At 56.5% G+C, this 12,640-nt stretch carries 9 protein-coding genes; 4 read left to right on the top strand and 5 right to left on the bottom strand.

What is annotated here, in order from left to right:
* The first annotated feature begins 315 nt into the window (after nt 1-315).
* A complete protein-coding gene (locus AC3Y2E_RS00560; protein WP_379206051.1) occupies nt 316-1,983 on the top strand; it encodes an AraC family transcriptional regulator in 1,668 nt (555 codons plus the stop codon).
* A 65-nt stretch (nt 1,984-2,048) separates the two neighbouring features.
* On the opposite strand, the gene AC3Y2E_RS00555 is transcribed toward AC3Y2E_RS00560, so the two are convergent.
* The 5 genes from AC3Y2E_RS00555 to AC3Y2E_RS00535 form a co-directional block, all read right to left on the bottom strand.
* The gene (locus AC3Y2E_RS00555; protein ID WP_379206049.1) at nt 2,049-3,086 is read right to left on the bottom strand and encodes an NAD(P)/FAD-dependent oxidoreductase; all 1,038 of its coding nucleotides are present in this window, start codon (nt 3,084-3,086) and stop codon (nt 2,049-2,051) included.
* Between the two features lie 244 nt (nt 3,087-3,330).
* Nucleotides 3,331-4,287, bottom strand: coding sequence for a VanW family protein (locus AC3Y2E_RS00550; protein ID WP_379206047.1), 957 nt, complete (start codon nt 4,285-4,287; stop codon nt 3,331-3,333).
* A 194-nt stretch (nt 4,288-4,481) separates the two neighbouring features.
* Nucleotides 4,482-4,958, bottom strand: a complete 477-nt coding sequence (locus AC3Y2E_RS00545; protein WP_223836315.1) for an NUDIX hydrolase — start codon at nt 4,956-4,958, stop codon at nt 4,482-4,484.
* 413 nt (nt 4,959-5,371) lie between these two features.
* Nucleotides 5,372-6,796, bottom strand: a complete 1,425-nt coding sequence (locus AC3Y2E_RS00540) for a HAMP domain-containing sensor histidine kinase (RefSeq protein WP_379206044.1) — start codon at nt 6,794-6,796, stop codon at nt 5,372-5,374.
* Nucleotides 6,781-7,464, bottom strand: coding sequence for a response regulator transcription factor (locus AC3Y2E_RS00535; RefSeq protein WP_379206042.1), 684 nt, complete (start codon nt 7,462-7,464; stop codon nt 6,781-6,783). Before AC3Y2E_RS00535 ends, AC3Y2E_RS00540 begins: the two co-directional genes overlap by 16 nt.
* Before the next feature lie 183 nt (nt 7,465-7,647).
* On the opposite strand from AC3Y2E_RS00535, the gene AC3Y2E_RS00530 reads away from it, so the two are divergent.
* The 3 genes from AC3Y2E_RS00530 (at nt 7,648) to AC3Y2E_RS00520 (ending at nt 12,631) form a co-directional block, all read left to right on the top strand.
* Entirely contained in the window at nt 7,648-8,406 is a 759-nt protein-coding gene (locus AC3Y2E_RS00530) for a YceI family protein (RefSeq protein WP_379206040.1), read from the top strand.
* Nucleotides 8,407-8,566: 160 nt separating this feature from the next.
* Entirely contained in the window at nt 8,567-9,877 is a 1,311-nt protein-coding gene (locus tag AC3Y2E_RS00525) for an aminotransferase class I/II-fold pyridoxal phosphate-dependent enzyme (RefSeq protein WP_379206038.1), read from the top strand.
* 159 nt (nt 9,878-10,036) lie between these two features.
* A complete protein-coding gene (locus AC3Y2E_RS00520) occupies nt 10,037-12,631 on the top strand; it encodes a hypothetical protein (protein ID WP_379206036.1) in 2,595 nt (864 codons plus the stop codon).
* Nucleotides 12,632-12,640 lie beyond the last annotated feature (9 nt).

The following is a 12,640-nucleotide window of genomic DNA, read 5'->3' as shown; positions in this document are numbered from 1 at the left end:
AAAGCTCCCACTGCGCTCCGCTCCTCATTTCCTAGCTTCATCCCATCTTCTCGGTGCTGAAAACCGGACTTTTTGAACTCGCACTTATAGCAAGATGACGATTGATATTGATTCTCAATTTCAATTATAAATAGTAGATCAGCTGACCTCTCCTCGGCAATAGACAAAATGAAAGTTTTTTTTGTACAAATTTAACATTCCTAAGAAAAACACGTTTTTTCAGTTGAGCGGCGACCCGAAATCTTATATCATGGATTGTGACTGATAATGATTATCAATATCCTTCCGAATATGTCCTGCCTGAAGGAGGCACGAATGATGGGTTTACAGCCGACAACTTCCGTCCCGCTTCGCTCCCTGCTATTTCATATGACTGACATCAGCCTGTCCGTCCGCCCTGTCGGATGGGATTCCGATATACAAACCAGCGATCCGTACACGCTTCTGATCGTAACGAACGGAAGCGGCAGCCTCCATACGGGCGATACGACCGTCCTTCTGAAGACCGACAAATGCTACCTGCTCCCGCCGGGCCGCTCTTACCGCGCCGTCAACGGATTCGACAGCTCGCTCCGGTATTACCAGCTGGCCTTTGCCGCCGTCCATATCGCGGGTCAACGGACCACCGAGACGTACACCGGCAGCTTGTTCTCCGGCCGGCTTGAAATGACCGCTTATCCGTTCTCCAGGCTGATTCGCCTCGCCGAGGAGCTGTATGATGCGAAAGACAGCGACGGCGATATCGAATCGATGAACCGGCATATCCGGTTTCAGGAGCTGATCCGTTTTCTGCTCGAGCACAACCTCGAGTTCGCCGGTCCCGCCAATTCCACGCAAGCGGTGGAATCGACGATCCGTTATATGCGGAACAATTACATGCATAGCATAACCGTGAAGCAGCTGGCCGAGATGGCCCGGGTGCCCTACTATCAGTACACCCCGATCTTTCAGGAATTAACCGGCAAGAAGCCGCTCGATTATTTGACCGAGCTGCGCATCAACCGCTCCAAGGAACTGCTGGTTCATTCCGACGAACCGCTACGCGAGATCGCCGGCCGGGTCGGTTTTGCCGACGAATATTATTTCAACCGCCGCTTCCGCCAGACGACAGGCGTGACGCCCAAGCAGTATGCCAAATATATGAAGCATAACACGCGCGTAAGAGACTGGACCGGACACGAAGTCGATATCCCCGCCCAGCCGAAACGAATCATTTACTTCGGCGAAACGTTCGGCGACCTGCTCGCTCTCGGAGTCGACGCGATCGGCGGAAATATATCCTGGAAAAACCGCACCTTCTTCAAAGACCGGGTACGCAACGTGCAGGACGTCGGCAATCCGATCAACCCGGACAAGTTGATGGAGCTGAAGCCGGATCTGATCATATTCGCCTGCTCGGACGAGAAGCAGTATACGAAAATATCGAAAATCGCTCCTACGGTAACGTTTAACTCCTTCGCCCCTCTCGACCAGCGGCTGCTTACGCTCGGACATCTGCTGGGCAAAAGACGCGAAGCGGAAAAATGGCTGGACACCTACAACAATAAAGCCGCTGTCGTGTGGCAGCAGCTTCGGACGGTTATCGAGCCGGGCGAGACGGCTTCCGTATTCGTATTCGATCACGGCAACCGGCTGTTCGTGATGGGGGCTTCCGGACTTTCTTCGGTGCTGTACCATCCGCATGGCTTCCAGCCGGTGGACAAAATCCGCGATCTGTTGGACGCCGGTTTAGGATTCGCCGAAATAACGGAGCGTCATCTGCCCGCCTATACGGGAGACCGCATCTTCATGCTGCTGCCGGGAAACGCCGAATCGAAAGTCGCGATGGAGAAGCTGATGAAGAGCGCGCTCTGGCGCAGCCTGCCTCCCGTCCGGAACGGACGCGTCTACTACGTGGAAGCGGCCAAATGGAACTTCGGGGACGCCCTGACCCGGGAAAAGCTGCTCGATGCGCTTCCCCGCCTGCTCCTCGCCAACAGTTGAACCCGGCCTCTCCCCCGGCCCCAGCCCCGGCTTCATGACCAGCCGTCCCTGAAGAGGGTCGGCTGTTATTCGTCCGCGACGCCGAGCGCGCGGTTTTTCTCCTTGAACCGGTCATTGTGCGACGAGACGTACGCCATCCGCGGCGCCTCCGGCTCCATATGCAATTTCGCGCTGTTGACCGCTAGCACGGCGTCGGAGAACGCCCCCGCGATCAGATTCACCTTGCTGTCGAAATTGACGAAATCACCGGCGGCATAGATGCCGGGCACGTTCGTCTCCAGCTTGCCGTTCACGTACACGTTCCAATCGTCCATCTCGAGTCCCCACTCGTTTATTCCCGAGAAGTCCGACTTCAGCCCGTGATTGACAATAACCGCATCGACCTCCAGCTGCTCGGTTTCGCCTGTCTCCACGTGGCAAATCGTCACTTTGCCGATCGTCTGCCCGTCCTCGCTGTGCAGCTGGGTTAACGCATACGGAGTCCGGACAGCCGCAACGGATTGCTTCATCCGGATAATATTTTTCTCGTGTCCGCCGAACATGGCGCGCCGATGGACGACCGTTACGCTTTGCGCGATCGGCTGCAGCTCGTTGGCCCAGTCTACCGCCGAATTGCCTCCGCCCGATATAAGCACGCGTTTGCCGCGGAACGGCTCAAGCTCCTGCACCGTATAATGAAGATTCGTAATCTCGAACCGGTCGGCTCCTTCGATATCCAGCTTCGCCATCTTCAATATTCCCCGGCCCAAAGCAAGCACCGCCGTCCGCGTCCAATGCCTCTCACCCGATTCGGCTATAAGCACGAACGTGCCGTCTTCTTTTCGTTCGAGATGCTTGATATGCTGGCCGAAGACGAGAGTCGGGTCGAACACGTTCGCCTGCTGGGCAAGCTGGGCGATCAGCTGCTGACAGACGACAGGGGCGAAGCCGCCCACGTCCCAGATCATTTTCTCCGGATAGATAAGCATACGGCCGCCGAGCTCTTCCCTCGCCTCGATCAGCTTTGTTTTCAAATCGCGCATTCCGCTATAAAAAGCGGCGTACATCCCGGCAGGGCCGCCGCCGATGATCGTCACGTCGTACAATTCCAATGGCTCCACCATAACCCGTTCCTCCGCAACCAAACGTTTTGTATTTGTAAATGATATTGATTATCAATCTCTCCCGACCATTGTAGCCTCGCATGGCTTGGCATGGCAATGGACAAACGTAACCTTATCTTTGTACAAAATGAACGCCTTCTTCGGCCCGCATAGACGATCCGCTTATCGGCAAACGCGAAAAACCCCCGAATCCGCGGAATTCGCGAACTTGGAGGTTTATTATGCATCGCATTCGAATAACCGGTCACTCGCGCTCTTCCTGCCGTGCACGGAGCGGGCCGTCCGGGTCGTCCGCATCCGTTTCGATCGAGATTTCTTCCGGAATGCGCACCGCCGTGCTGGGCACTTCGCGCGGCTTGTATTCGATCACGTCCGACGAATACAGGCTGACGAACAAACTGCCGCCGCCCGTGAAGGCGCGGATCAGAACAGGCTGATTGTACTTGTTCATAAAGGTAAAGTCGGGGCCGTTCCAGCTCACGGTAGCGTCTCGTCCGGGCAGCACGTACGGCACGTTGCGGCTGTGCGAATAGCGCTGCACGATATGCATGCCGGCGCGGTCCGCGGCGTTGAACAGCGTCGACGACACCTGGCAGATGCCGCCGCCGATCCCTTCGGCCAGCTCTCCCCTTACGATTACCGGAGCTTTCAGGTATCCTCTTTTCTCGGTCCGCTCGCCAACCACCTGATTAAACGAGAACAGCTCTCCGGGGAAAAGCACATGGTTGTTAATCGCTTTTACCGCGGTCGAGATATTGTGCATCCGGTTTTTGTTGTTCGAATTGTAGTAGGTGACATAGTGCCCGATCGGCTTGACCCGGACGTTGGCCAGCAGTTCGCTGTCCACCTTCGGATACAGCGCCGTCCTCGGCAGATCGATGACCGAAGGGCCGGTTCCGTAAAAATACGAATAAAACCGCTCCTCGAACGCGGTGCGGTTCAGCCTGTAGCCGGGCTGCTCCTTCTCGATTCTGCCGTTCGCGCCGATTCGCGCATTTTCCGGTGCCCGGTACATCTTTTGGTCGAGCTCGTCCATTAACCGGCCCAGCCGGTCCCCATCGACCATCGACTGCCCCGGCAGCGTATATTCGTTGCGAACGGCCGTAGCCATCCGCTGCCCCTCATGCTGGATTACGGCTTCTCCGGGGGCATTCACTTGTTGGACCAGCAGCAGCAGTCCGATCATCCATGCGGCTTTCAATATCGGCGTCCCTCCCACCGGTAGGTTGAACAGGAAAAGTTCCTCTTGATACATTTTCCTACATCCGGTGGAATTATTACCGCTGCCGAAAAATCGTGCAAAAGCACAGCCTTTCCGGAATAATAAAAGGCACCCGTAGCGGGCGCCCTGCACGTCTTCCTTTATTCGGCTAATCGATTGCGGCGGCCCATTATTTAACGAGAGCCGCGGCCGGTTACTAGATGGGACATACCGGGCTGGTTTTTTTCGAGCTGGGCGAATATGCCTTCCGGATACACCGGCCTGCGCTTCAGTTGGCCCAGCGTCCTCCAGACAAGCTTCACCGACGAATGCTCCTTATGCCAGAGCGGTTCCGGAATTTCGTCCGTCTGCTCCAGCTCGCACAGATGGATCAGCGTCACCTGATGGTGTTCTTTGCCGTAATATTGAAAAAAATGCTCGTTAATCGCCATAAGAGGCCCGACCCGAACCTCCAAATCATATTCTTCCATAAACTCGCGAATAATCGCTTCGGCAGCCGTCTCGCCGTACTCCACCGTTCCGCCGGCGAACCGGTAAAACGATTCGTCCTCGTCGCATTGCACAAGCACTTGCCGGGTGCTGCCCTGCCGGCCCTCCCCCGCTGCGACGTCCCGGATCATAACTCCCGCGGCTCTTAATTTCGGATGCATACGTCCCCCTTTCCGCCTGCAACAGCCGAGGCGAACGCCGGCGCCATGACCGTTGACTGTTAGCTGTCCGATTTTTGCGGCATATCGTCTTTGAACGCTGAACGTGCCGATCTCTTCTTCCTGCGGGGTGAACCTGCCTGCCCCTGTCCGAACCTTGCAGCCTGAAAAACAATGTTCATTTATTGTAACCGATCCCACTGAAAAAAGAAAATCCGGACCAGTCTCAAAACGAGCCGAAAATGCGCTTTCTCTTGTTGGTATAAACCCAAAAGTTCCGTTCTATACATCTCTATGGCCGCACGGAATAATTCATGAGCAATGGGCACGGAAAGCCTGCTTGCCAAAAACAAACCCCGTACGCCGCAAGCTTGCCTTTAATCGGCCAGCACAGGCATAACGGGGAACTTCATTGCTTATCCGTTTCCGGGCTGCGGATCAGCGGTACGAAGCGGCAGCCTGAGCGCAAACGTGCTGCCTTCGTCCGAGCTGTATACGAGCAGCAAATCCCCGCCCATCGCTTCGGCGAGCATCCGGCTGAACGTCAAGCCGAGTCCGAGCCCCCGTACCCGATGGCGCTTCCGCTCACCGCGGAAAAACCGTTCGAAAACGAGCGGCCGCTCCGGCTCCCCGATCCCGTGCCCGTTATCCGTCACCGTTATTTCCGCGTATCCCGCATCCGGCTTCCTCACGGTAACGACGATTGAGAGCGGGCGTCCCGGCACCGCCGCTTGTCTGGAATTGCCCAGCAGGTTGACGAGAATTTGCTGAATCCGCATCGCGTCCCCGGCGACGAACGTGTCAGGCCCGTCACATTGCAGTACGGCCGCCGGCTCGTCATCCGGCTGGAGCAAGTTCCATTGGTGAACGATCTCGGCGATCAGCACACTGACGTTCACACGATCGTGCCGCACTTCCACAAAACCGGAAGCAAGCGCGTTATAGTCGAGCAGATCGGACACCATCGTCTGCAGTCTCTCGCTCTCCTTCAGGGCGATGTCGAGAAACTCCTCCGCTTCCTTATCCGTGACGACCCCTTCCCGGACCGCATGGATCAGCCCTTTCACCGACGTGACGGGCGTCTTCAGCTCGTGGGTAATGCCGGCCATCATCAGGGAGCGCCAATCCTCCAGTTGCTTCAACCGGCCAGCCATCTCCTTGAACGAAACGACAAGCTCGTTAATTTCCCGCTCCCGCCACTCGCCTTCGAGGCGAATATCGTAGACGCCGCGGCTTACTTCCCCTGCCGCGACGGCGACCTGGCGGATCGGCCGGGACAGTTTGCGGGACAGCAAATAAATCGTCAGCCACCCAAGCAGCGCCAGCCCGACCAACAGCACCGTCAGCAGCCGGTATTCGTTCTCGATATAAGTCAGCGACTTCTTCGACTGGATCAGCGTCACATGGCCGATCTCTTCCCCGGACCGGTTATGGATCACCGCGGATATCGTAATAAAGTCGGAATCGACCGACTCCGACAGATCGGGCGTAAGCCGCTCGCGAATCTCGGCCGGTGATAACGTCCGGTCCTGATACAGCATCTTGTGGTCGGAAGTCGTGACGATTACGCACAATTCTTCGCTAAGCTCAAAATATCGTTTCCGTTTCTCGATGAGACCGTCCAGCGTGGGGCGGATTACCGGAATGCTGCCATCGCCGGACACCCGGTCGGCGATTTCTTCGGCTAACAGACGCGTCATCTGCATCCGGTTGTCCATCGTTGTTTGGCGCACCCACATTACCGCGACAGAGGCGACCAGAATCAGCCCGATACACAGGATAAGCACGTAACGGATCGTCCAATACGACAGGATGGAGGTCGTTTTCATTCGCCGGCCCAAAATTGATACCCCGTTCCGCGCAGCGTGCGAATTTCCCCTTCGACTGTCGGCCAATGGGAAAGCGCCTGACGCAATCGTTTGATCGACAGATCGACCGCCCTGTCGCTTCCGTCGTAATCCATTCCCCATACTTGCTCGATCAGCTGATCGCGCGTAAACGTCCGGTTCGGGTTTTCCGCAAGAAACAGCAGCAGCGACAAGTCGCGCGGGCTGAGCGGCAGCTCGGCCCCGTTCAGACAAACCCGCCGGGCGGCGAAATCGATCGACAGATTGCCGAAATTGCGCTTGTCCTCGCCTTCAATCCAGCGCGTCGGCCGACGAAGCACCGCATTCACGCGGGCAACAACCTCCTCCGGCACGAACGGCTTCGACATATAGTCGTCCGCTCCCAGATTCAGTCCCTCCAGCCGGTCGCGGACATCTCCCTTGGCGGTCAGCATAATGATCGGGCAGCTGCTGCGCTCCCTGATCCGCTTCAGCACATCCCAGCCGTCCAAGCCCGGCATCATCACGTCGAGCAGCACGAGATCAGGGCCCGTCTCCTCGAATCGCCGCAGCGCTTCCTCCCCGTCCGATGCCCGTTCCACATGAAAGCCGGCTTTTTTCATATACGCCGCAATCACTCTGGCAATCGCTTCCTCGTCTTCGGCCAGAAGAATCGTTCGCATCCGGCTCCCCCCTTTCCGTTATCCGTACTCCGCAATCTTTTCTAATTGTACAACATTGCGATACGCCGGCGTCAACTGCGCCGTCTTTCAGCTAACGCTCAGCATCCCGACATGTTCCCGACACGTAAGCTTGATACACTAGGGGCCTGTACCCATACAACGATAAACATGGAGGGATGAATAATGAACAACAATAAGAAAAAACCGAAAAAAACGGTGCTGCTCGCCTCGGGTTTCCTGTTCGTGATGCTCGCGGGCGGTTATGCGGCCTATGATTATTATGCCGGCAATCACGTCGAGATCGAAGGCGTCATTCCGGCAGCGGGACAAGCCTCCGCCGGGCAACAGACAAGCGAACAGCCTTCCGGCGGCGGACAACTTTCCGGCGGACAATCCGCTTCCTCTGCGGCTGCCCCGATCGCGGGCAAGCTGAACGGAACGTGGAAAGTAGCCGCTCCTTCCAAAGTTTATTTCTCGGTAACGACTTCCAAGGAGACGGTTAACTTCGTCGGCGATCAGGTACGGGGCGAATGGCTTGTCGACCTGAGCGCGCCTGCGAATATGAAAGGCCAGGGCGAAGCGGATATCGCCTCGCTCAGCTCGGGCAACGGCCAGCGCGACGGACATATTAAAGGAAACGATTATTTGCAGGCCGCGACTTATCCGAAAGCTACGTTTCAAGTCACGTCGTTCGAGGGCGTGCCGGCCGAATGGAAGGAAGGCCAGGTCGTTCCTCTCAAGCTGAAGGGCAAGCTGAGCGTCAAGGGCGTCGACAAGGACGTTACGTTCGACTCCAACGCCCTGTACGAGCAAAACCAGCTGAAGCTGTCCGGCTCGACCGTCGTGACGTTCGATGACTATGGGATGAAAAATCCGCATGCCGTCGTGCTGCAGACGGAGAACAACGTGACGGTGCGTCTGGAGCTTGTGTTGAATAAATAATAGATAAATTTCTCGAACTGTCGTCCCGCGGGTCCCTAGCGATCTGCCGGGACGATTTGCGTCGGGAGACCGCTGGAATCCGTGAGTGACTCGGATTAGGCTAAATGATATAATAGGACCGACTTCGAAAAAGATAACAAGGTTTGGAAGGATGGAACCGATGAACGAATTGGTGAAACGACTGAACGCGACCATCGAAAGTGAGAACCCGCATGTATTCTCCATGCTGTCGGGGCTCGGCAAAGCGATTTATTTTCCGAAAGAAGGCATCCTGAGCCAGTCGGCCGAAGCGAAGACGAAGGCCAAGAAATTTAACGCTACAATCGGGATTGCTTTGGAACAAGGCAAGCCGATGCATCTGAAAGCGATCCAGGATACGCTCGAAGCTTATGACCCAAGCGACATATACCCGTATGCTCCGCCGGAAGGCAAGCCCGCCCTGCGCAAAGCATGGCGCGACAAGATGCTCGTCGAAAACCCTTCGCTGCAAGGGAAAACATATAGCAATCCGATCGTCACAAACGCGCTGACCCACGGGCTCAGCATCGTCGCCGATTTGTTTGCGGATGTGGGAGACGCCGTCATTTTCCCGGACAAAAACTGGGAGAACTATGAGCTGTGCTTCAGCATCCGCCGCGGCGCGGAGATCGTCAACTTCGCGTTATACGGCGACGACGGCAAGTTTAACGCCGCCGCTCTGCAGGAAGCCGTCCTCTCCCAGAAGGACAAGGGCAAAGCGATCGTCATCCTGAACTTCCCGAACAATCCGACCGGTTATACGCCGAACGCCGAGGAAGGCAAAGCGATCGTCGCCGCGCTCGTCGCAGGCGCCGAAGCCGGAATCAATATCGTTGCCGTCACCGACGACGCCTACTTCAGCCTGTTTTTCGAAGATTCGCTTCACGAGTCGCTGTTCGGCCATCTGGCTGGTCTTCACCCGCGCATCCTGCCCGTTAAGGTGGACGGCGCTACCAAGGAAGAATTCGTATGGGGCTTCCGCGTCGGATTCATCACGTTCGCTTCGGAAAGCGAATCGCTGCTCAGCGCTCTGGAACAGAAGACGATGGGCATCATCCGCGCCACGATCTCCAGCGGGCCGCATCCGTCGCAGACGTTCGTCCTTCGCGCGCTTCAATCTCCGGAGTTCGAAGCTCAGCGTCTGGAGAAGTTCAACATTATGAAAACCCGCGCCAACCGGACGAAAGAGCTGCTCGACAGCGGCAAATTCGATTCCGCATGGACGTATTATCCGTTCAACTCCGGCTACTTCATGTGCTTGAAGCTGAAGACCGTCGACGCCGAGCAGCTCCGTCTCCACCTGCTCGACCAATACGGCATCGGGACGATCGCCCTGGGCGAAACCGATCTGCGCGTCGCCTTCTCCTGCATCGAGGCGGATCATCTGGAGGAGCTGTTCGATACGATTTATCAAGGCGTTCTGGATCTGGAGAAAGCCGCTTCCAACGGATAGTGGTTCGACGAAAAGCTACGCCCTTGCCCGATTCCCGGCTCCCGGATCTGTCCGGAAGCCGCTTGAAGGCAAGCGGCGTTTTTTTGTTTTCGGACACAGAAACATCTTGCCCTTCGCCGCGTCTATTTCCTATATAAGGAAAGTAAGGAGGGGGTTTCTTTGATTCGGAGACGAGTGGCGGTATGGGGCGCTTTCGTAATCGGGTTATTATTCCTAACAATAACCGCTTCTTCCGACTGGGGGCTTCCGGCTACCGATCACCGGCTGGAGGAGGGGACAGGTCGGCAGCCGGACGGCCGGTTTGGCCATACCAGTCCGGCTTCCGCTCTGCTGGATCTGACTGGCAGCCGAGACGGCTTCCTGTCCAAGGAAGCTCGGGAGCTGAGACAGAAGTGGAGCGAGTCGGCCGAATGGAAGCGGGCGGATGGCTTGTTCGATACCGCTTCGCCCGAACCTTTGGTGCTCATCGATAACGCGGATCGCAGCCGGGGGCTCCTTTACTTGGAGAACCAGCACATATACCGCCTCTTCTCGGATGAGCGCGGAGCGTTCCGGCAGCAGCAACTGCTCAAGTTCGATCAGGGAACATCGGCCGGACTATGGCGCAATGGAGACCATGTATTAATCGGCGAGCAGCTTCGTACCCGTGACCATCCGATGGGAAAATGGCATTCGATCGAGCAGCATGCCGATCCCGCACGCCCTTTTGCCGTTATCCCACTCGATCCCATGCTGGGACCGGAACAATTGCTGACGGCAACGTTTACCGAAAACCCGCGGCTAATCTTCCTGACATTCATGAACGGATCGGGCTTCTCCGAGTATGTCTATAAGCCGGGGGAATCCAGGTTCCTGTCGGTAAATCTCCGATTCGCGAACCCTAGTGACCCGGACACCTGGGACCGCTACCGTCTGCGGAAACCGTCGCCGCAGGCCGAACCGCTTGCTTTCGAGCGGCAGCGGCAGTTTCCTCTTCCTCAAGGGTCCCTCGTGTCCGTATTCGAAGACGAGCGGGGCACGATCGTATTTTGGGAAGCGGAATATCCGGTTATCGCCCGGTTCGTCGATCATGCGGTTACCGGATTCAGACCGTTCGAGGATATCCATGGGAACCGTTATTTGCTTGGCAGATTTCAGGCTCCGGATGGCAAGGCCGATTTGGCTTTTCTGAATGGAAGCTCCCTCCTCTTCTTCGACGATAACCCGCGTCTTTTTCAGGACGAATGGAACATGTATAATTTGTACAATTATTACAAGATCGGCGGACCGCAAATCGAGCTGTTTCACTACGAGATCGATTGGAGCACGAGGAAAGCGGCCGAGATCTACGAATCGTATCCGTTAAGCGGAGCCCGGTTTACCGGACGTTCGGGGGATTGGCTCCATTTCGAACGCAGCGGCGAATCTCTTGTCTTATCCGCTTACGATCTCATTCACTACCGTCCCGCAGACCGGACAGCGGTTAACCGGCTGGAGGACTTATGGATTCATCAACCCGACCTGACATGGACGATCACTTCCACAACGAACGGCGGCGAGCAACACAAGCTCAGCCCTCTAAAAGTGCCGCAATCGTTATGGCAAGGCGTAGATTCGTATGCCAGCTTCCCCCAGCCTGTGCGCGAAGCGCTCGAAAAGTCGTGTATAGTCGGCTGCGGAGACTACAGCACTCTACCGGTCGTCCGGCACATCGGCAGCGAGTGGATCGTCCTGGTCGAAGAGACGCTCTATCGGGTTGAGAACGGCGAACTGGCCGAGCTGGCGAAGCTCCCTGTGACGTTGAGTTATACTGCTTATTACGGTAAAGGCGGCAGCAGCAGAACGGCTTCGGATTTTACGGAAAAAGACGGTTACTGGTACGTGGCCGATACGTTCGGCAACCGGATTCTGAAGCTGGACGACCGGTTCGCGGTCGTGAAGGAGCAGCCGCTGCCGTATCCGGCTTCCATCGATGCCGGGATACCGGATACGCTGCAAGTCGTCGGAATATCCGGAGTAACGAGAATGAACGCCGATTTGCATATTATTGGCGAGACCGCTGCTCTGCCGGAGACGTGGGAACCTATGGAGGAGATCGACTGGTTCCAAGAGTCGTATCTTGCCGATCCGGAGACGGGACGTACGTGGATTCATTTTCTCGCCCATGTGATCATATACGAGCCGGGGTCGGAGCGCTACCGGGCTTATTACACAGGCTTCAACCTGAACGGTTCGTTCCGGACGAAGCTGATTCCTTACGGGGACGAGATCATCGTCTTGATGGACGAGAAAGCGCTGATCTTCAGCCGCGGCGGAATGTGGAAGCGCACCCTGACGTTCCCGCGGGTGCAGCCGGATGGCGAGTACATCTACCATTTGTCCGGGGAAGGCTCTTATCAGCTCGACATGGTGAACAAGAAGCTGTATCTCGTCCAAGGTTATCGGATTATCGGGATCGATCTCGTCTCCGGCCAACACGCCGAACGGTTCCGGCAAAATATCGCTACAGCCGGCAACTTGGTGCTTCACGATAACAAGTTGATCTTCACCCTGCACCGGGGCGATTTGTACGACGACAGGCAGAAGAGGACCAATCAGCTGGTCGTGCTGGACCTCGCTTCCGGGCATGTAACCCGGTACGGCCTGGATGCCGGCCTCGTTACGAGCCGGATCACGGAGAACGGGGATCTGGAATTTATCGCTCCTCTGCCGGGGGTTGATCCGGCGAGTGAAGCTTCGATGACTCGCAGCTTCCCGCTCGATCTATTGAAGTAAATGTCGCGC

This window comes from Paenibacillus sp. MAH-35, assembly GCF_058135425.1.
Note: the sequence above shows the minus strand (reverse complement) of the source record. Positions and strands in the feature narration are given on the sequence as shown.

Coding starts and splice junctions, on each gene's coding strand:
- AC3Y2E_RS00560 (WP_379206051.1), top strand. CDS start 316: ATGATGGGTTTACAGCCGACAACTTCCGTCCCGCTTCGCTCCCTGCTA.
- AC3Y2E_RS00555 (WP_379206049.1), bottom strand. CDS start 3,086: ATGGTGGAGCCATTGGAATTGTACGACGTGACGATCATCGGCGGCGGC.
- AC3Y2E_RS00545 (WP_223836315.1), bottom strand. CDS start 4,958: ATGCATCCGAAATTAAGAGCCGCGGGAGTTATGATCCGGGACGTCGCA.
- AC3Y2E_RS00535 (WP_379206042.1), bottom strand. CDS start 7,464: ATGCGAACGATTCTTCTGGCCGAAGACGAGGAAGCGATTGCCAGAGTG.
- AC3Y2E_RS00530 (WP_379206040.1), top strand. CDS start 7,648: ATGAACAACAATAAGAAAAAACCGAAAAAAACGGTGCTGCTCGCCTCG.
- AC3Y2E_RS00525 (WP_379206038.1), top strand. CDS start 8,567: ATGAACGAATTGGTGAAACGACTGAACGCGACCATCGAAAGTGAGAAC.